General features: G+C 40.9%; 16 protein-coding genes and 5 pseudogenes. 4 read left to right on the top strand and 17 right to left on the bottom strand.

Annotated elements, in window-relative coordinates; translation table 11 throughout:
• Window positions 1-320: 320 nt before the first annotated feature.
• The 3 genes and pseudogenes from MKX75_RS15715 to MKX75_RS15705 all read right to left on the bottom strand — a co-directional run.
• Window positions 321-524: pseudogene (locus MKX75_RS15715) on the bottom strand (alpha-N-arabinofuranosidase); the annotation flags it as partial.
• 142 nt (window positions 525-666) lie between these two features.
• Window positions 667-1,107 carry a hypothetical protein gene (locus tag MKX75_RS15710; protein ID WP_289389320.1) on the bottom strand — a complete coding sequence of 147 codons (441 nt, stop codon included), beginning with the start codon at window positions 1,105-1,107 and terminating at the stop codon, window positions 667-669.
• Window positions 1,108-1,314, bottom strand: coding sequence for a helix-turn-helix transcriptional regulator (locus MKX75_RS15705; RefSeq protein WP_339165942.1), 207 nt, complete (start codon window positions 1,312-1,314; stop codon window positions 1,108-1,110).
• Window positions 1,315-1,643: 329 nt separating this feature from the next.
• On the opposite strand from MKX75_RS15705, the pseudogene MKX75_RS15700 reads away from it, so the two are divergent.
• Window positions 1,644-1,924: pseudogene (locus MKX75_RS15700) on the top strand (PhzF family phenazine biosynthesis protein); the annotation flags it as partial.
• A gap of 698 nt (window positions 1,925-2,622) precedes the next feature.
• Here MKX75_RS15700 and MKX75_RS15695 read toward each other — a convergent pair.
• From MKX75_RS15695 to MKX75_RS15655, 9 genes and pseudogenes are all read right to left on the bottom strand, one after another.
• Window positions 2,623-4,599: a sigma-70 family RNA polymerase sigma factor gene (locus tag MKX75_RS15695; RefSeq protein WP_076334205.1), complete on the bottom strand. Its 1,977-nt coding sequence runs from the start codon at window positions 4,597-4,599 to the stop codon at window positions 2,623-2,625.
• 81 nt (window positions 4,600-4,680) lie between these two features.
• Window positions 4,681-4,932, bottom strand: coding sequence for a hypothetical protein (locus MKX75_RS15690; protein ID WP_339165941.1), 252 nt, complete (start codon window positions 4,930-4,932; stop codon window positions 4,681-4,683).
• Window positions 4,914-5,378 (bottom strand): hypothetical protein, encoded by a 465-nt coding sequence (locus MKX75_RS15685; RefSeq protein WP_076334204.1) that lies wholly within the window; start codon window positions 5,376-5,378, stop codon window positions 4,914-4,916. Before MKX75_RS15685 ends, MKX75_RS15690 begins: the two co-directional genes overlap by 19 nt.
• A gap of 861 nt (window positions 5,379-6,239) precedes the next feature.
• A complete protein-coding gene (locus MKX75_RS15680; protein ID WP_339165940.1) occupies window positions 6,240-6,581 on the bottom strand; it encodes a ribosomal-processing cysteine protease Prp in 342 nt (113 codons plus the stop codon).
• Between the two features lie 80 nt (window positions 6,582-6,661).
• Entirely contained in the window at window positions 6,662-7,789 is a 1,128-nt protein-coding gene (locus MKX75_RS15675; RefSeq protein ID WP_076334202.1) for an NtaA/DmoA family FMN-dependent monooxygenase, read from the bottom strand.
• Window positions 7,790-7,988: 199 nt separating this feature from the next.
• Complete coding sequence (locus MKX75_RS15670) at window positions 7,989-8,294, bottom strand: metalloregulator ArsR/SmtB family transcription factor (RefSeq protein WP_025677227.1); 306 nt, start codon at window positions 8,292-8,294, stop codon at window positions 7,989-7,991.
• Window positions 8,295-8,974: 680 nt separating this feature from the next.
• Window positions 8,975-9,172: pseudogene (locus MKX75_RS15665) on the bottom strand (helix-turn-helix domain-containing protein); the annotation flags it as partial.
• A gap of 135 nt (window positions 9,173-9,307) precedes the next feature.
• Complete coding sequence (locus MKX75_RS15660; protein ID WP_076334232.1) at window positions 9,308-9,745, bottom strand: MarR family transcriptional regulator; 438 nt, start codon at window positions 9,743-9,745, stop codon at window positions 9,308-9,310.
• Window positions 9,746-9,988: 243 nt separating this feature from the next.
• Complete coding sequence (locus MKX75_RS15655) at window positions 9,989-10,690, bottom strand: SDR family NAD(P)-dependent oxidoreductase (RefSeq protein ID WP_076334201.1); 702 nt, start codon at window positions 10,688-10,690, stop codon at window positions 9,989-9,991.
• A gap of 860 nt (window positions 10,691-11,550) precedes the next feature.
• On the opposite strand from MKX75_RS15655, the pseudogene MKX75_RS15650 reads away from it, so the two are divergent.
• Window positions 11,551-12,713: pseudogene (locus MKX75_RS15650) on the top strand (IS3 family transposase).
• A gap of 360 nt (window positions 12,714-13,073) precedes the next feature.
• On the opposite strand, the gene MKX75_RS15645 reads toward MKX75_RS15650, so the two are convergent.
• The 3 genes from MKX75_RS15645 to MKX75_RS15635 form a co-directional block, all read right to left on the bottom strand.
• The gene (locus tag MKX75_RS15645) at window positions 13,074-14,249 is read right to left on the bottom strand and encodes a serine hydrolase domain-containing protein (RefSeq protein ID WP_076333878.1); all 1,176 of its coding nucleotides are present in this window, start codon (window positions 14,247-14,249) and stop codon (window positions 13,074-13,076) included.
• A 192-nt stretch (window positions 14,250-14,441) separates the two neighbouring features.
• Window positions 14,442-14,657, bottom strand: coding sequence for an ATP-binding cassette domain-containing protein (locus MKX75_RS15640; RefSeq protein ID WP_076333879.1), 216 nt, complete (start codon window positions 14,655-14,657; stop codon window positions 14,442-14,444).
• A gap of 28 nt (window positions 14,658-14,685) precedes the next feature.
• Window positions 14,686-15,009: a helix-turn-helix domain-containing protein gene (locus tag MKX75_RS15635; RefSeq protein WP_076333880.1), complete on the bottom strand. Its 324-nt coding sequence runs from the start codon at window positions 15,007-15,009 to the stop codon at window positions 14,686-14,688.
• A 144-nt stretch (window positions 15,010-15,153) separates the two neighbouring features.
• Between MKX75_RS15635 and MKX75_RS15630 the strand changes: the two genes are divergently transcribed.
• Window positions 15,154-16,038, top strand: a complete 885-nt coding sequence (locus MKX75_RS15630) for an NmrA family NAD(P)-binding protein (RefSeq protein ID WP_339165939.1) — start codon at window positions 15,154-15,156, stop codon at window positions 16,036-16,038.
• 176 nt (window positions 16,039-16,214) lie between these two features.
• On the opposite strand, the pseudogene MKX75_RS15625 reads toward MKX75_RS15630, so the two are convergent.
• Together MKX75_RS15625 and MKX75_RS15620 are read right to left on the bottom strand one after the other, a co-directional pair.
• Window positions 16,215-16,430 (bottom strand): annotated as a pseudogene (locus MKX75_RS15625) (MFS transporter); the annotation flags it as partial.
• A gap of 319 nt (window positions 16,431-16,749) precedes the next feature.
• Window positions 16,750-17,586 (bottom strand): alpha/beta hydrolase, encoded by an 837-nt coding sequence (locus MKX75_RS15620; protein ID WP_339165938.1) that lies wholly within the window; start codon window positions 17,584-17,586, stop codon window positions 16,750-16,752.
• Window positions 17,587-18,116: 530 nt separating this feature from the next.
• Between MKX75_RS15620 and MKX75_RS15615 the strand changes: the two genes are divergently transcribed.
• Window positions 18,117-19,325 carry a sugar efflux transporter gene (locus MKX75_RS15615; protein ID WP_339165937.1) on the top strand — a complete coding sequence of 403 codons (1,209 nt, stop codon included), beginning with the start codon at window positions 18,117-18,119 and terminating at the stop codon, window positions 19,323-19,325.
• The last annotated feature ends 148 nt before the right edge of the window (window positions 19,326-19,473 follow it).

The following is a 19,473-nucleotide window of genomic DNA, read 5'->3' as shown; positions in this document are numbered from 1 at the left end:
TATGTTTGATTGAGCTAACGGTTCTCGTTAGCTTATTCCCTCTGTATTATCAACTTGTACCGATAAAATAAAAAAAGCCGCTAGAATAGCGACTTCAATGGGAATATGTTCTTGTCCCTCGACAAATGTCCTCAATAGAAAGAATCATTTTCTACTGTTCTACACATAGTGTCACAGTAAAAATATTCTTTGTTCAGCAGAGATTTTCTCCAAGTTTGAGTGACACAACTGATCCTCCTATCAAAAAAGCAGCCCCGTCAGGTGCTGCCTCATGTTATGCCTTATCTTGTAATTTTATCTGTTTACGCTAACCTGCCAACTTACTCAGCATCCGGATAAGGATTGATCTTCTGGATCGTTCCGTCTTCGTTGTATTTCAGCTCGGAATATTTAACGCAACGCTTGTGGTGGACACCTTCCGACAGGGAGCTGTCGTGATAGAACAGATACCACTTGTCTTCAACTTGCACAAAGGAGTGGTGGGTTGTCCAGCCGATAACCGGAGAGAGAATCTCGCCCTTGAACGTATTCATTTTGGTTGTATGAGCATCATTCTCTTCTTAAGTTATGAAACGATCAACTGTCTTATTAAAAATTTTCGCTTGATGAACCAATATTTCGATATCCGCTAAACATTTACCTCTCTCCTCTGCTTTGATCTAAACCTTAAATTTTCCTCGCATAATACATCCACAGTGCAAAAAATACGATTAAAACAAATAATAAGCAAGTTAGTAAGGTGTAGAATATCAAGGGATTAAAGAAACCGGCGATCACGGAGGCAATGCCCAGACCAATGAGAATGATTGCTGCGCTGAGTGTGCCGGCACTCTGGAGTATCATTACACTCCGCTCGTCATTCTCCTCAATATACTGCTTCTTCAGCTCGGCTTCATTATTGCTGGCTTTTATATACCTGACGAGGAAAAATGCGATGGCCACTTCAACCCCGATAAAAGCCCCTGTGTGAAATCCCTTTATAAAACTAGGTAAATCGGGTAGTCCACCTTGGTAAAATATAAGTCCTACATAGATCAATAGGGTAGCAGCGGCTACCAGTGACAGTACGTTTTTGCGAGTTTTTACTTTAATCTTGTACTTGTCCATTTACATTTCCTCCACTTCGCTGAAATCAAAAACATCTTCAATGGCGAGTCTGAAAAAATTGGCAATTTTGTAAGCAAGAATAAGGGAAGCCGTATACTTTCCCCTTTCAAGAGAGGTGATGGTTTGCCGGGTAACACCAACAATTCGTCCCAGCTCTTCCTGTGACAGCTTATGCTGCTTACGCAGTTCTGCAATTCTTGTCTTCAAATGATCACGTCCTTGCAATGTTTACTTTGCATTTTTAGCATAGTTCACTTTGCATTATGTGTCAAGTTAACTTTGCATTCTATATGGTTTACTAATTTTACCGAAGGAGTTTGCAAAATGGGGCTTCCTCTATGCTTCTGGTCGTTATGGATCAATCCGAACGACGTGCCTATGATAATGAGCCCCTCCCCTGAATTCGTCAGAATAATTCTAATCCCATAGAATTTCATAGGTTGAACCTGGTTTTTTTTCAATGTCCACCCTAAAGGGTGCATTTCTCCTCAAAATGTTTGCACACTCAGTTGGTTTTTTCTTAAGAGTTACCAGACGGTCTTGGTGTCTCCATTACAGCGAAAAGCGACAAATTCGATTTTGCATCTAGAAGCTTTTTTCCAAAGTTAAACGTAAATGAAGATCCAGTATGGGGTTCCGCGCACTGTAACTTCATTCCCTACTGGGCAAAAAGGTTAACGGTAAGACAGCTTTCTAAACGTGGTGAAATTTTATACTGCAAACTCGAAATGATCGTGTGAAAATGGCTGGCAGAGCTGTCTTATATTCCATTTCTGATTTGCAAATCGAAGATTTGGAAGGCGTACGTTTAAAATGAAAATACAAAATAATTAAAGAATTATAGATTACGCTCCCTGAAATCCTTAGCTGACCGTGTTTCTCTTATCGAGTCTTTGTTTTCCACAAGAATGTGAAAACTGCCCTGTTTTACGCTAATTATAAAGCTTTTTTCATTTAGATGATCATCTAATTGGTGATCGGACTATGTTCTTGTCCATTCCGGCAATCGGTACAAATTCTTGTCCTTGGCTTGGGACCCGAACTTGTACCGATAAAACAAAAAAAGCCGCTAAAATAGCGACTTTCAATGGGACAATGTTCTTGTCCCTCGACATTTTGCGTCCTACAGGTGCTGCAATAAACGTCTCTATGCGTTTCCTTAGTGTGTGCGGTTTTTGTTATTTTGTTATTGCTGCGTGCTCTGGTTAGGCTGCGATACGTTTCTCCATGCTGAACCATACCAATGAGAATACGAGCTAGCTTTCCAATTACGGTTGAACGCAAAGACCGCTTCTCTGGCTTTCTCAAAAACTCCATCGCTCTTCCTGCATGATCTCGCTCGATGACCTTGTATACACGGGACGGAGTATAGGAAGAAAGGATGGGGTCGTCCTTCCATAAGGAACATCGATGGGCATTCTGGAATGAACACCAACCTCCTTCCAATGCTGTTCTACGTCCGCAGGCTTTTGAAAGCCTTCCAGCCCTTAGTTTCGGGCTAGATGTTTTTGTTTGTCAGTAAAAAGTATTTTCGTATAACTTCCCCGTATGCGCATCAAGCACTTCGGGTGTCCGCTCGTGCTCGCTACCAATCATTCGATACACTAGTTCGTACGGGGCCTCTTCCGCCCTAGCATTGTGCATCCGTTCCCATTGCAGACGCAGCTTGGCCTGTGCCATCCATCGGAGGATGGCTGTCTGGGAATCAAATGAAGGCACGGTCTCCAGCTTCTTTAACTGTTCTGGCCTTATGGAGGGGGACATCAAACTTTGGACCCTCCCATTAGAGCGGTCAACAGCTAGTTGATAGCATTCATCCCTGACAGATACGTCTTGAACATATACACCAAAGCGAATGATTTCCAAACGATCTTCGTCGTCAGTCTCTTCAGTTAGAAGCTTGAGATACGGCAACATTTCGGCTGCTAGTCCTCGGACATAGTCCATAGCTACTTCTATACATGCGTCTCGATCCCAGGTTAATGGAGCAAGTTGATCTGGCTTACCATGCGAAACAAAGTCAATCAGTTGTCCGGTTTGGCTGTCTACTCGCGCCTTGACCGCTCCCTCCATCTGATCAGCCCAATAGGCCTTCCAAGACTGGTCATTCTTGTCTGGACGCTCTTCATTCTGTTGCTTCCACACCATCAACTTGGTGTTCAAGCCAATATTGTCGTCTTGTACTAACTGAAATTGGTCGTTGTCTACGCCAATCCACTCTTCTAGGCTTCGTGCGGGCGGGAACTCACCTGGCCACTCGTCCAGAGTTCTTGGGTCAGAGGGTACAGCTTCTGCCCTATAGGCTGTCGGAACTTCCTCCTGTGATGATGCAGTATAGATTAGTCCTCTATTTCGGGGGGCGTAAACAAGATGGACCTGATCGTCACCATCCGTGTAGACGGCTTTGTCCAATACGCAATATTCCACATGTAGCAAAAAATTCGCCTTCATACACGCCATCTGTTCCTCTTCTGGTGTGATCATGGTTGGGAGTGCTGGCCCTGGAACGGTTCCGTAGTACCTAAATCCGACCACGCGACCGCTGGGGTGAACCATAATCAGGCATCCCGTCTCAGGAAGCGGCAGGCCCATCGCCTTCTGCTGTCGTGTGTACCCAAACATTCCTTCCATCCACTCCATCTCACAATACGGAAAATTACGCAGTGCGCCGGGATAATGATCTTCCAGGAATTGCTCTGCCTGCTGTTTGAGCTCCTCCTCAGATAGCCGTGTCTCGTTGTCCAATGAGGCCCAGGAAATGGCATAGTCTAGCAAGTTGCCGTCCCTGGAAAGCGTGGCAGAAACGGCGTCATCACTCCCCGTTTTAACCCATAAGAATCCCGCTTCTCCCTTCCATGTTCCCCTCATGGTGTTCTCTTGATAGTCATTGACGATCAGATCATAATCCGATGAAACGGCAAACTGGTGCTCTGCCTGTTGTCTTAACTGCAGACGTAATGTATCCATGTCTCGTTCGAGAAAATCTTGAACCATTTCGTTGCGCAAATGTTCCAGCCCCTTCCGTAATTGTGTTTTTACAGTACCTAATGGCATATCCAGGAGATGGGCGATTTGCTGCTGGGTCAGGTCCTTCTTATATTTTAAGAACAGGAGCTGACGCAGCTTCGGATTCAGACTGGCCAATGCACGCTCCAGATCCAGGGTTTGATCGATATCATTAACGACCAATGGCTCTTGCGCCTGCGGGTCTTCGCTCAGGTGAACACGCTTGGATTTCTCCAAATGATTGAGCGCCCGGTTCACCACAATTCTGGTAAGCCAGCTCTCAAACGCTTCGGCTTGCTGCAGCGTTTGCAGTGACTCATAAGCCTTAACCAGGGCATCCTGAACGATATCCTCCGCATCTTTGGACTCCCGTACATAATGGCGAGCCACTCGGTGCAGCTTATCCGTTCGATCCTTTATAAGAGAAACGAAGGCATCGTGATCTCCGTTTTGTGCGGCGTTGATTTGTTGCTGTGCATCGATCATTGTCGTTCACCTCCTGTTATATAGACAGCTAACTCGGGGGTTTGGATTTAATTAATGTAACATTATTCTGGAACTGACCGATCAAGTGACCACCCGCATGCGGCAAGCACGGGTGCCAAAGAGTACGTCACTCTTGGCGTGTTCCTGCTGAAGCTCCTTCACCCACTGAAGCAGTTCTTCCAGCCCGGTACGGGTATTGGAGAACACACAGTCCTTTCCCCGTTCGATCCTCCGGTAGTCGATGGCACGAGCGACATGGATTTCTTTCGCAATATCCTCATGGGTTCCACGCCCTTGAACGTACACCCAAATCATCAATCTTCCATTGTCCATCCACTAATTTGGCCTTCCTGATCGGTATTCTCTACCTCGATATCTGCATTCCACCATTGTTCCTTGAGTCCTTCCTTCTGCGGCTCCAGCTCTACATTGGTCATTTTGGTTTTGACGATCGTTAGCGTTCCGCGGTGCTGTTCTTGCTCTAATGCTTTATAAAGGTTTTCAGTCAGATACGGCTTTGAATTCTTCAAAAAATCATCTTTAGCATTGAACGCTACGTACACCTTCAGAAACTCCGGAATCACTTTCTGAATCTCCGTCTGCATTTCTTCCGTTGGCACTTCTACCTCTTCGGCCTGCTTCTCTTCTGCTGCTTGTTCATTCGGGGTGTACTGCCGAACAGGCCGTTTCTCCGGATTGACAGGCTGCTGCTTCGCCGCAGCCTGTTCTTGTTTAATGCGATTCCCTTCAAAGATCGATCCAATAAGTAGTGCAATCATGCCTAATGCAATATTTGTTATTTGATGATGTTACCCAATGTGCACGAATTGTCGATAGAGCCCCAAGTTGGCGGGGACGTAAGCCAATCTCACCCTCGCTTCGAGAAACTCTCTCCTGATAAGGCAATCTCCAACTATCAATAATCTTTACTTGGCTTAATTTATCACCTTTGCTGTCCGTACAACGACTCAACTTATTACCACGTCCTATGGTTGACACTACTGTTTTATACCGCATTCTATGTAAAAAAAATTTTCAGATCTCTTGAAGTAATTATATAATAATTACTTCAGAATACAGTTAACAAAATTTTATTCAATTATTTTTATCGGGTATTCTGAATACTTTTTTTTAACGGATTAGGCTCAATACTGTTAGTTGGTTGTCCGCCCGAATATATCTCTTGTTTATAGTTGTTCCCAAATAAGTGCATATGCTGATTATTTAGATATACACCTAATCGGCAATCGGTCTATGTTCTTGTCCATTTTGGCAATCGTACAAGTTCTTGTCCTCAGCAGCTAGTTTCAGTCCAATTTTAATACTTAGCCACGCGTATTTCTCCCCTCTTAATTTGTTAGTTGTCCATAACAATGTGAACATTTTCATGTATTATGGTGCTAAAAAAGGTTTTAAGTCCATGCGTGCATTGTTTAGATATACATCTAATCGGAAATCGGACTATGTTCTTGTCAATTCCGGCAATCGGTACAAGTTCTTGTCCCTCGACATTGAATTTTTTCACATATGCTTCATTTGATTTTTGGAGTATCTTTTTATCCTCATCAGGTGTGCTCCCTGATTTGTACCGATTGCCGTTCTAGCTCAATTTTCGTTCCTGTTATTTCAATAAATTTAATTTAACGACTTCTTATAGTTTCTTCGATAGATAAATATTCACCGTAAGATTGTCGTATAGATTGCAATGTGACCACCATTGATTCCAGGAGAAGCTGTAATTGCTCAAATGTTTTGTATTCCAGTTGTTCAGACACGTTCACTTCCAAAAAACCGTGATACATTCTGTGTTTCAGATGAACCCCCAATAACGCTTCTATTGAGTTATACGTTCCAATCGTTACAGCTGATACTCCAGCACAAACAATATCTTTGCCGGGTACCTCATATGCTGCATGTCCCTCTGATCGGTAAGACATGATTTTACCAGAAGAAGCGCTTCTCGTAATCTTCACTCTAATCACTTCTTTGTACCTCCCTTGTCCTTAGAACCACGGTATATCGAAATTTTATCGAAACAATTAATAGATTTTATGTTACTCTTTCATAGTGAAAATTTATTTTCTGGATAAGGTAGACCCAAATTCCCACGTAAAGTATTTGATTCATATTCTGTATGGAAAATGCCTCTTTCTTGTAAAATCGGAACAACTAAATCTACGAAATCTTTTAAACCTGATGGATATTCCTGTTGTATCAATAACATATCCATCGCACCTGCTTCATACCATTCCTGAACTTGATCGGCCACTTTCTCGGCTGAACCAAAAAACAAAGGTCTTTGTATCCTGTAAGCTGGCATTAAACTTTGCATTTCTCGGAATTTTTCTTCTGCTTCTGCTTCAGTACTACCGACAATCGGTATGTGAGAAGTCACAACAATAAAATCTTCTGTTGTTCGTCCTTCCAAGGCAACTCGCTTTCTAAGCTCTGCCGCAATTCCTTTAGCATAATCAAGTGAAATAGCAGCTATAAATCCACCATCTGTATATTTCGCTGCATTTGCTACAAAATTAGAAGAACTACCAGCCGTGAAGATTGGCGGTCTGGCTTGGATTGAACGGCTAAGATTTAATGGACCATCTACTGAGAAATACTTCCCTCTATATCTTAAAGCGTGCATTTTTTGCGGATCGAGGTAAATACCATTCGCTTTATCACGTATAAATGCATCATCTTCATATGAATCCCATAGACCTAATACAATTTCCATAAATTCTTTTTGCATAGGATATTGATCTGCTTTTGAAAGGTGGGACCTGCTATAATTCAACATACCTCCTGGATTTGACGTAATAGCATTCAAACCTGCTCGTCCCTTACTAATTTTATCAAGTGAAAGGATCTGTCTCGCTGCAGTAAATGGATCAGCATACGACGTAGCGATTGTTGCTGTAAGGCCTATATTTGTCGTTGCCATACTAAGTGCGGACAAAATACTTATACCCTCAAACATACTTAAGTGATGTGGAATATTCCCTGGCCCAACATGACTGACATCGAATAAAAATATGGTATCAAATTTTCCTGCTTCTGCTATTTTCGCTTGTTTTACATAGTAATCAATATTTTCACTCGCATTAGTAGGCATGTCTGGATGGCGCCATCCCATATAGTTGAACCCTACCCCTTCAATCACGGCGCCTAGTTTTAATTTTTTTTTACTATTCATTTATAAACCTTCTTTCTAACTACATTTATTAAGGGAATGCTGAGTGGTAAATAATTGTTCAAACTAGAACAGCTAGTGTGATTCAACCATCATCATCTCCCTTGAGAATTATTTAATTCGTCATATTTATATATTGCAAATTAACAATATATTAAAGTGGAAAGCAGGTGAATGCTACTGAACGATTGTTAACTCAGTATCATTCACCTTTTTGTAGATACAGACCAATTTGATTAATTACATCTTCGTTTCTCTTATAATATGTCCATTTACCAATACGTTTGGCATTAATTAAACCAGCTCGATGTAGTATTGAGAGATATTGAGAAACAGTGGATTGATTCATATTCATTTTACTAGTTATTTGACTCACACATACCCCTACTTCAACAAGATCAATCCCTTCTTGGGGTGAAAAGTGAGCTTCTGGTTTTTTTAACCATTCTAGTATTTGAATACGCGACTCATTAGCTAGTGCCTTAAAAATATCTAGTGGATTGTTCATGGACACTATTATACATTGTATATTTGCAATATGTCAAAATATTAATTAGTTATAAGTACGTTTTAACTAAATCGACGTAGTGTATTTAATTTTATGTTTCGGCTTTCGCGGCAGATTCTTCATCGCCTATCGTCAAGGTGATTATCCCCTCGTTTATAGCGATATCAAGTCCGAAGGTTCAGGACAGCTCCTGTTTTCGACCCAAGAGAGATACACGGGACCAGAATCAATATTTTATTGAATAGTAAATTTCCAACTTATATCCTTTATTCTAACGATCCTGACATTGGGTTTATTACGGTATTTTGCCCGTTAGTTTAATGAATTGATGAGGAGACGACCGATTAGATACATACTTAATCGGTAATAGGAACATGTTCTTTTCCCTCGACACCTTTTTAGTGAAATTAACACAAAAAGTCCATATCAATATAGGGAGTGTTATTTAACAAATTTTCATAGTAGAAGCGTCGGGCTTGCTCATCCCATTCGCTCCAATCAGGAGCGTTAAAATCTCTGCTTCTATAGAACGTGGCTAAAACTCTAGCTTGCCTTAAAATTAATAAATAATGGAATTTTGTTTAACCAACCTTGACTCACAGTATTTTCCTTACAATAGCCGTTTAAGATAGATGATGACGACCTCCGTTCCAATTATTGCTTCAGGAAACGGTTTTCTGCTTTGGGCCTTTTCCATAGCTATACTGCTTGCCAACGGGTTGCTCTAGGAGATGAACTTCTCCTTTTCGATACCACCTCATCCACGTTTTCAGCTGTGACTTCTTCCATATTCCCAGCTTCTCCATAACTTCTTTAACGGGTACCTCTGCTAATCTCATTTCTTTTAGTTCCACGGGATAACTCACTCTAGTTGCCAATGTAAAAAAACACCTCTAAGATGATCTCCTTATCTTACGACAAGGTTTCATTCACTTGAAGGTGTTTTAATTTGTCTCTCGTTATGGGGTCAGTTCCTCATCAAGATGGCAGTGCTTTTTTAATACATATGAAAATTACTTTTCCTTCATTTGTTCAACATTCTTATTTAATTGAACTAATATTTTCCTTAGCAAAGTAAGCTCAGTATCACTAATATCAGTTAACAGTTCCTGTGCAAAATGTTCTTTTTCCTTTTGTGAAGTTTCAATTAATTCTCTTCCGTAATCAGTTAATTGAACTAAAATAATTCGGTTATCCTCATCTTTTTTTCTTCTAGACACAATTTTATGGTCTTCAAGCTGTTTGAGATGTCTAGCGACAGCAGCCTTATCAAGTGTCACTTTTTTTTGTAAGTCACCTTGACTGATTTCGATTTCTTTATATATCAATGCGAGTATTTCAAAGCGAGATTGGCTGATGCTGATATAGGTATCAAACGTAGTATTTATGGCGTTATTCACACGATACATCTCGTATAATAACGTGGACTTCTGTGACCAATCTTTACTCAAAACCATCACATCTTTCTTAATCATATTTATTGCTAACGGCTTGCAATGTATTGTCAATATACAACTTAAATTCTCATTTTACAAGCAATTCGGCTCCTAGACACAACGCTCTTGTAAGTGAGAGGTTTTTCGATTTTCTATTGAGTTATAGTACTTCCCATTGTATCATCCAAACCTAAAAGCCCTCTCTCCAGCGGAGAAGGGCTTTTAGGTTTGGAATTAGATTAATATTGTGAAGTAAACTCAGTATACTGATAAAGTACCGTCGTAATTAATAACCTGTCCATTGTGACTCTCTTCATCCAGAACAAAGTTAACGATTAATTCCGCAGCTTGAACAGGTGTTTTCACATAATCTCCTGTCATACGCCCGTTCAAATCGGTTGAAACCGCCCCTGGCATCACTGTAAAAATCTCTACAGGTATATTTTCCTTCTCAAAACTCATTCCCCAAGACTTTGTCATGACATTCAAAGGAGCCTTGGATGTTGTATAGGCAAACGCATTGAAGTAAGGCAACGGCTCAATTGGTATACTGATATTTTGAATTGTGCCTTTATTGGCAATCAATAGGGGAAGCAAGCCTTTTGAAAGTGCAAAAGGACCAATAAAGTTAACATGATGAGTTGCTTGCAGATCCTCTACCGAGAATTCCCATCCCACTTTATGCATATCTCCTGGAATACCAGCATTGTTCACCAAGAGTGACAACTCTGGATGATTCTCAGTAATCGTTTTTACTGCATTATCAACACTGTATAAGTCGGCAACGTCTAACAATACCAATTGTGCATCTCCAAATGCTTGGAGCGCAGTTACTGCCGTTTCTCCTCGCTCCTGATCACGTGCCCCAACTAAAACACGATACCCCGATTCTAACAACCGTTTTGCAATCTCATATCCAATACCTTTATTCGCACCAGTTACTAATGCTGTCTTTGTCATTTGTTTTTCTCCTTTTATTACGAGCAATCATAAATTCCCTGCTTCGTAACTTTTAATTTTGTTGATGTATCAACGTTGATGTATCAACAGTTTATGACAAATCATTTATTATGGCAAGCTATTTTTTATAATGGAATTCTAAGGACTAATTAGCCATCAGGTAAAACCCTTTTTAGATTGACTAAGATGCTAAACTGTCATTAAACAAAGTTGCCCGTTATTTTAATGAATTTAAAGGTTTAATAATTATATTTATGACTAATCGGCAATAGGAACATGTTCTTGTCCTCAGCAGCTTTTTTTCAGCCCGATATTTCGCCTTTTTTATACCTAGCAACCGTGTTTAACCTCTCATCTTGTCAGTTGTCACATAACATTGTGAACATTTTCATGTATTATGGTACTTAATAAAGCTTTAAGTGCATGTTATCAATGTTTAGATATACATCTGATCGGTAATCGGACTATGTTCTTGTCCATTCCGGCAATCGGTACAAGTTCTTGTCCCTCCTCAGCTTTTTCCAGTTACTAAATTCCGTTTTTTTGAGTAACTATTAGCTGCTGGTTACCTCTCCTTAAGGCAGTGGTTCCATTAAGACGAAAAAATGTCCTGTATTATTGCATTTATCTGCACAAACTTACATGCGCTCCGTATTTAGATATTCACCTAATCGGCAATCGGATCAAGTTCTTGTCCATTTCGGTAATCGGTACAAGTTCTTGTCCTTAGCTTGGGACAAGAACTTGTACCGATAAAATAAAAAAGCCGCTAAAATGGTATTATCCCCTTTTAGTAGACAAGAGAAAAAAGACATCTGTTAAGATGGACTTAATCTTGTCAAACGAAGGGGATTTTTTTCATGGCTAAAAAAGGACAAACTTTCCGGCGGTACTCCTTGGAATTGAAATTGGAGGCGGCCCGGCTGGTCAACGAGGAACATATGAGCATACGTGAAGTAGCAACACGTTTAAATATTCAAAATAAATCTCAGGTACAAGTGTGGGCAGCAAAAGCGAAACAGGGAATGAGTCTAGAACCTGCTCCATCCAAACGGGGACGCCTTAGAACCAAGTTTTCTAGTATGGAAGAAGAGATGGCCTACTTGCGGGCGGAGATTGAATACTTAAAAAAGCAGTATCCAAATCTACACAAGGAGTGACGAGTAAAGATGCCAGATTTCAAATTATAGAGGACCTACGAGCACACCATCGCCTGGTTTGGCTCTTGAAGTTAGCTGCGGTTTCCCGTTCGGGCTATTACAAGTGGAGAAAAAGCAGACAGGCGACAAGCGAACGTAGACAAAAGGATCATGAATTGGAATCGCATCTGCTTGCCATCCATCGCGTTCATCCCTACTTTGGTTACCTTCGAATGACGGTAGCTTTACGGAGAGAAGGCCTTCGGGTCAACCACAAAAAGGTGTACCGATTAATGAAACAATTAGGCATCTGCTCTGTCATTCGAAAGAAACGTCGATTCTTTGGAAAACAAGTTTCTGTGGTGAACCCGAATCGGCTAGAGCGCCAGTTTCAGGCGGATACGCCACGAACGAAGCTGGTTACCGACATTACCTATATTCGTGCTGGAGAACATTTTGTGTACCTCTCTGTCGTCCAGGATTTATACAATAACGAAATTGTAGCGTGGCATCTTTCTGAACGAAATGACCTCGCTTTGGTCCATAACACGTTGGATAGACTCTGTCAGCATGTGGATCTGAGTGGCGTAATTCTGCACTCGGACCAAGGATTTCAATATACCTCGAAGCCATTTAACCGTAAACTGAAACAACTCGGCATCCTAGGCAGTCACTCCAGGCGTGGGAATTGTTTAGATAATGCCTGTATCGAGTCGTTCTTTTCTCATTTGAAGACTGAGAAAATTTATTTGAATACAGCGGCAAACAAAGCGGAGGTTGAACAGCAAGTAAGCGAATACATATTGTTTTACAACCAAAACCGATTTCAGAAAAAACTAAACGACCGTTCCCCAGTAGAATACCGGGAAACGGCCGCAGCTTAAATCTTGTCTTTTTTTGTATTGTCTACTTGACAGGGTTATGACCAATTTAGCGACTTCAATGGGAATATGTTCTTGTCCCTCGACATTAATTGCATATCTAATCGGTACAAGTTCTTGTCCTTGGCACATGTACCGATAAATTAAAAAAGTCGCTTATAATAGCGACTTCACTTCAATGTTCTTGTCCATAGACAATTGTTAAAGCGACAAAACTCTTGTTAATTGACTATTCCCTGCGATTTCTAACCAAAAAAAGTTTTTACTGAAACTGAAGGACCATTTTTTAGAATCTGGGAATAAAAATTCGCATTAAGCCTCCACCTCATCGATTCTAACAAGTGGGTTCATTCCAATCTATTCTTATGAGGAACTAAATATGATATTCCGCAGTTTGCGTGTAATCGGTAGTGTGCCAGCATCTTTTTTCTGCACCATAAACAATACGGTTAGACCGTCATGAGGGCTGTTTGTAAAGTATGCTCCAAGCCAACCGTCCCAACCGTATTCACCCAAACTACCGATGAATCCGGCTTTTCCCGGATCAGTCATAATACGCATTTGGTTACCGTAGGTATGGCCAAGCAATGTATGCCATGTATCAAAGCCTTTTTGTTGCCCGTTTGTTAATGAAGCAGATGTTAGATACTGGATGGTTTTTTGTTTTAATAATCGAATTCCATTATGGATACCTTGATTCAACAACATTGTCGTGAACTTGGCAGCATCATCAATTGTAGATGCGATTCCCGCTCCACCTGACTCAAATGCTGGTTCACAATCCATTTGATGATTAATACCAAGATGATTACCGTCATACAACTTCAACTTACCTTCACCATCATCCTGATAAGTTTTTGCAAGTCGGTTTCTTTTTTCTTTTGGAATCCAAAATCCGGTATCATTCATTTCGAGTGGATCAAAAAGCTCTTTTCTCAAAAATTGCCCATAACGCATACCGCTAACGGCTTCCACGACAGCACCTAAAATATCTGCTGACGTACCATACTGCCAGTTCGTTCCCGGTTCGAATGAAAGTGGCCCCATGCCCTGACGATTCGCAAACTCCATAGTGCTCATTGGATTTTCGCTAAACAACCGACTATCCAGTTCTTGAAATAACTTATATGATTGTTGTCCGGTTGCTCCAGCTCCATCATATAATAATCCCGAAGTCATATTTAATAAATCATGTATGTTAACTTCACGATTAACAGGCACCAACTGGCCGTTTTTTTCTACACGTTGGTTCTTGAAACCTGGAATATAGCAGCTTACAGGATCAAAAAGGTCAATATCGCCTCTTTCTAACAGAATCATAACAGCAGTGGCAGTAATTGGTTTAGTCATTGAATATAAACGAAATATAGAATCTCTTTTTAGAGGGTGTTTAGACTCGAGGTCTGCCCATCCATAATCGTGGTAAAAAACTTCTTTGCCATCTTTAATGACCATGAAGTTAGCTCCTGCAATTTCGTGATTATTAACACTAGCTTCTAATGTTTTCTTTAATTGACTCGCAATATATGAATCCAACATATGTTACGTATCCCCTTCGTTAAGCTTGAATATGATATATGTAAATATCTTTTCATGGTAATTGTGATGATAAGGAAAATCAATATAATAAAATAGAACCAATATTGATAAATATATCTTCTTTAGCAAAATGGTCGATGATTCTTCCCTCCTGTATCACAATAATTTGATATACGCTGGATTGTAGCCAGATCATGTTAAACAGACAAATCCGATATTTTTTTGCGAAGTCATAAACACCTCGATGATCTGGGCCTGCGTAATCATATCCAGACTGGAGGTAGGCTCGTCCATGATGATTAGGGGCGGCTCACTGCTTATTGCTCTGGCAATAGCGACACGCTGCTTCTGTCCTCCACTGAGCTCATGGGGGTACTGATGCAGGAGATGATCTGGCAGCTCCATCATAGTCAGCAGCTAGGGGGCATTTTTTGAATTACATATGCTGTAGACCCCAGTTTTGCAATTGTAACAAAATCGGGGTGAGACTATGTCCTTTATCTGTTAGTGAGTATTCGACGCGAGGAGGCATTTCAGCATAAGCAACGCGGTTCACTAGCCCACCTTCTTCAAGCTCACGCAATTGACGCGTAAGTGTGCGATGCGTCACCGTGGAGAGCGATTTTTGTAGTTCGTTAAACCGTATAATATCTTTATTTAATAAATGGTACAAAATCAGAATTTTCCACTTGCCGCCGATTGCGTTGACTGCAAATTCAACCGGGCAAGTACTGCAATTTTCCAATGGTTCGATCTGCATAAGTTTACCTCCAATAGTATCACAAGAGATACCTGATATCCCGAATGTGCGTACTTACATAAAGTTTGTGCGTTAGTTATTATGAATATAACATTTAGTTCGCTACTGAACAAATGAATGTAACTATAAGGAGCTGTTGTATATATGGAAACGATATTAGTTTATGGAGCGTCAGGGGTACAAGGTGGAGCCGTAGCGAGATTGTTAACTTCCAAAGGGGTAACTGTCCGCACCATTACACGTCATGACAAAAACGTAGCTGCTTTAAAAGAGCAAGGTATAGAGGCATTTGTAGGTGATCTGTCTGTATCCGAAACGTTGAAAGATGTTAACAGCGGTGTTGATAAAGTCTTCTTGAATATGCCAATTGAGTATGACACAGCATTAATGAAGCAGCAAATTACGAATGCCGTTGAAGCTGCGCGACAAGCGCACGTTAAATTGATCGTTGTCAATTCAAATGGTTTTTTACCAGTACATCCAACCGACACCAAGACGTTGGATGTTAAACGAGAATTAATTGAGTACGTACAACAAAGCGGTATTCCAACCATTTTGGTAAAACCCACACTTTATATGGAAAACTTCTTGATTCCGGGTCTGATCAATAATGGAATGCTCTTCTACCCTGTACCAGCAGATAAACCGATCCCATGGATTAGCTCCGAAGACGCAGCGCAATATCATTATTATGCGTTAACCCACCCTGAGCTGGCAGGACAAGTGTTGTTAGCTCCAGGTCCGGAAGCACTTACTGGTGCAGAACTCGGCGAACGTTTTACACAAGCGTTGGGACAAGATATAACCTTTAATTTCCTGAACTATGATAATTTTGAAGCAGCTCTTTCTCCAGTAATGGGGGCAGATCAAGCAGCTGGTATTGCAGGCTTTTATCGTTGGATCGGAGCCAATATTGATTCCCTGAACTATTATGACGTGAAAGATCGCGTGGTTGTCCCTGATCTCCAACTGACTTCGCTGAAGGATTGGTTGCAACAATCGCATGTAAAAACAATTTTTGGTTCTTAAGAATAGATCCAGTAATATCGCTCTAGTATGCTTTGCAATAATACTTTAATCTCTCAAGGAATGTGCTATAGTACATTCCCTGAGAGATTATTTTGTCAGTTACCCTATTTTATGTGTCTCAATGCTATACCCCACCGCTCTTCCACTTGGCGTGTCCACCTTAAAAACACTTCTTATCAGAGTGAGATTTGATTTGATTTACCTTTCCATAATACTGTAAGTCCTAAACCAATGATCAGAACTATTCCTGCAAAAAGGTAAGGGTAGTGAATATTAATATCAAATAGAATACCACCCAATGCTGGGCCAAAAAAATTCCCCAAGCTAGTGTAAGTGGAGTTCATACCTGCCACAAAACCTTGCTGTTTACCAGCAGTTTTAGATAAGAAGGTAAAGCACTTTCTTTCCATGCGACTAACATGCGTCGAACACTCACCTGAAACCCCTCTTTTATGTATCTCTTCTATTAGAATCTATTAGAATCACTTGTAAGTTGACATTATCCCAACAGCTAAATAATTTCCTCCATATTATAGTAATGTTTAGCTTGATTGATTTTCAACTAACCTGCCCCCATTAGCTTAATGAAACAGATAAATAGCGAAGCCCTCTATTTCTGTAATCGTTGAAAGAGCAGGACACCCCTACTTCAAAAGGGTGTCCTGCTCTTTTTTTATTTCGTATGTTTTTCTAACCAGTTTTAATCAAAGCTTAGCTCTTCAGAAATTCGATCAACGCTGCATTAAATGCTTCAGGATGTGTTGCATTAAAGCCATGTGGTCCACCTTCTACAACAACAAGCCGGCTGCCAGGGATAGATTCATGTGTACGTTGTCCACTGACTTCAAGCGGCACAATGGCATCGGAATCGCCATGAATAACCAGGGTCGGAATATTGAATTTCTCCAGGTCCTGACGGAAATCGGTAAGAGCAAAGGCAGCAATGCAATCCAGGGTACCCTTAGGGGATGCCAGAGCAGCAATATCCCGGTTATATAGACGGAACGGTTCGCTCACAAGGTCTGTACGATCTCCTGCAGCGAAAAAGTTATTTGTAAATCCATCCAAGAAGGCTAGACGATCACCCTTAACCCCATTTTGGAATTCAGCAATCGTTGCATCGTCCAATCCTCCCTGTGGATTGTCCTCGGACTTATACAGGTAAGGAGGAACAGCGCCTGCAAATACAGCTTTGGAAACCCGTTCCGTTCCATATGTTCCGATATAGCGAGCTACTTCGCCGCCTCCCATGGAGAACCCAACCAGTGTAGCATCGCGCAGATCGAGGTGCATAATCAATTTATGTAAATCAGATGCAAAACTATCGTAGTCATAACCATCCCAAGGTTGGGAAGACTGACCAAAACCACGACGATCATACGTGATAACACGGTAGCCCGCTTCAATCAGGGTAGGTACTTGCTTCTCCCAGGATCGTCCACTCAAAGGCCAGCCATGAATAAGGATGATGGGTTTCCCCTCGCCATGATCTTCGTAATACAGTTCAATTGGTTGTGCGTTCTCTTCGCCTACGTTTACTTTAGCCATGGAAAATCCCTCCGTTTAGTTATGATCGTTTAATTGTTACTATTCAAATGCTACATATGCAATCTACGATTGTCAATCGTACCCAAGAATTAAGAGGTATACATCTAATCGGAAATCGGATGAATTACTTTGATTCTTTGTATGGATAAATGTGTCTATTATAAATTATAGTACCCGTATTATCTTTCATTTTATATGGTTTAATATGCTAAATTGGATTATCTTCTGATTTCGCCTCGCAACGGACATCACCGCGAACTCATCGTCCATGCCGGACTCATTAGCAAAAAACAAGAGATCTAGAAAATCAGATCTCTTGTTTAGAATCGTATATAGAACTTCAAAGGTGTGATCCTGCCTTTAATTTACTGTATACTCACACGAGTCTATGGTAGGTTTAGGCAAGCATTTGGCACGAATGTTATATTGTTTGTGTTGTCATTTAGTACATAATAAAGATGTACGATTGATTCTATTCAGCCATGTATGGTGGTTACACAACAACAAATTCTGAGGAGTAATTTTATACTATGATCAATCGATTCATCAGCTTATTTTCTATTCCTTCATATGCTTTACTCTTTATGTGTATGGCATTACAGGGAATGGGGATTTCACTCAGCACCCCCTTTTTATCTATTTATTTCACGGAACAGCTTGGCGTATCTATTGGAATGTTTGGTCTTTATCTAGCTGTTACACTAATTGCAGGAATATGGATCAGTGCGCTAATCGGGAGACGTTCTGACCTCGGCTTGAATCGGAAGAGCGTTTATCTTTTCTCTACTCTCTCTAATGTCCTGGCCTTTAGTGGATACTTGTTCATTCAAGATTTTCCGATGTTGTTCATTTACATGACTGTGTTTACTGCCCTTGGTGCACCAGGGATGCCCCAGTTGTTCGCTATTTCTAGAGAAGCAGTGATAAAGAGTCATTTTACGGAGCGTGCGTTTGCTAATTCTACCTTGCGTTCTGCTTTCTCTCTCGGCTTTATTACAGGTCCTTTAATCGGCACTTTATTACTCTCTGCTATTGGATTTAAGGGGATTTTTTTGGGGACGATCGGAGCTTTCCTGCTCGTGGCTCTGCTTGTTTTCCTGTTTCTCAAATCAAACACAGAAATGAAGAGCAGTAATGCTGAAGCGAATATAAAAAGTTTCAGACTGGCTCAAAACCGGGATATTCTAATTCCTTTTCTCATTATGGTACTCATGTATACGGCTCATTGGATGAGCAGCATAAACACGGCTCTCTTTATTACAAACAATCTTGGGGGAACGACAAGTCATGTCGGTTTAGTCAGCAGTATATGTGCTGCGTTGGAAATTCCCTTTATGATTGTACTCGGTCTACTTAGTGCAAAGTATAGTAACCGAATCTTGGTGTTTTGCGGGGCTATTTTTGGAGGAGCTTATTATTTCGTTATCCTTATCTCGAACGAGATGTGGCAAATGCTTGCAGCACAAATTTTGCTCGCTGTTTTTGTCGCAGTCATTTCTGCGATTGGAATTAGCTACATTCAGGACCTGCTGCCTAGTATGCCGGGATATGCTTCCACACTCTATTCGAATTCATCCACTATCGGCAGGCTGATTGGTAGTCTTGTTGGTGGTGGAGTAGCCAGCATTGTGGGTTACCGATACTCATTTATCTTCTGCTTCATACTTATCATTGTTGCTGTAATTATGCTTGTTGTAAGTGGACGACAGCCTGTAGATGAACCGCAAATTTCAACTTAACTACGCCGATTTAACAGAATAATTTAGGTTATTGAGCTTTTTTAGGTATGGGGTAATTAACATTGGCATAGCATCATGCTTGAAACATTCCCTTAAACGGAAACCGACCTTGGTCCTGTATAAAACAGGATCAAGGTCGGTTTCTTTA

The organism is Paenibacillus sp. FSL R5-0341 (assembly GCF_037975235.1).
Taxonomy (GTDB): domain Bacteria; phylum Bacillota; class Bacilli; order Paenibacillales; family Paenibacillaceae; genus Paenibacillus; species Paenibacillus amylolyticus_A.
This window is presented reverse-complemented; position numbering and strand designations above follow the sequence as displayed.

Excerpts from the sequence above, each read along its gene's own strand:
- MKX75_RS15710 (WP_289389320.1), bottom strand. The coding sequence starts at position 1,107 with ATGGACAAGTACAAGATTAAAGTAAAAACTCGCAAAAACGTACTGTCA.
- MKX75_RS15695 (WP_076334205.1), bottom strand. The coding sequence starts at position 4,599 with ATGATCGATGCACAGCAACAAATCAACGCCGCACAAAACGGAGATCAC.
- MKX75_RS15690 (WP_339165941.1), bottom strand. The coding sequence starts at position 4,932 with ATGGACAATGGAAGATTGATGATTTGGGTGTACGTTCAAGGGCGTGGA.
- MKX75_RS15685 (WP_076334204.1), bottom strand. The coding sequence starts at position 5,378 with ATGATTGCACTACTTATTGGATCGATCTTTGAAGGGAATCGCATTAAA.
- MKX75_RS15675 (WP_076334202.1), bottom strand. The coding sequence starts at position 7,789 with ATGAATAGTAAAAAAAAATTAAAACTAGGCGCCGTGATTGAAGGGGTA.
- MKX75_RS15670 (WP_025677227.1), bottom strand. The coding sequence starts at position 8,294 with ATGAACAATCCACTAGATATTTTTAAGGCACTAGCTAATGAGTCGCGT.
- MKX75_RS15655 (WP_076334201.1), bottom strand. The coding sequence starts at position 10,690 with ATGACAAAGACAGCATTAGTAACTGGTGCGAATAAAGGTATTGGATAT.
- MKX75_RS15645 (WP_076333878.1), bottom strand. The coding sequence starts at position 14,249 with ATGTTGGATTCATATATTGCGAGTCAATTAAAGAAAACATTAGAAGCT.
- MKX75_RS15640 (WP_076333879.1), bottom strand. The coding sequence starts at position 14,657 with ATGATGGAGCTGCCAGATCATCTCCTGCATCAGTACCCCCATGAGCTC.
- MKX75_RS15635 (WP_076333880.1), bottom strand. The coding sequence starts at position 15,009 with ATGCAGATCGAACCATTGGAAAATTGCAGTACTTGCCCGGTTGAATTT.
- MKX75_RS15630 (WP_339165939.1), top strand. The coding sequence starts at position 15,154 with ATGGAAACGATATTAGTTTATGGAGCGTCAGGGGTACAAGGTGGAGCC.
- MKX75_RS15620 (WP_339165938.1), bottom strand. The coding sequence starts at position 17,586 with ATGGCTAAAGTAAACGTAGGCGAAGAGAACGCACAACCAATTGAACTG.
- MKX75_RS15615 (WP_339165937.1), top strand. The coding sequence starts at position 18,117 with ATGATCAATCGATTCATCAGCTTATTTTCTATTCCTTCATATGCTTTA.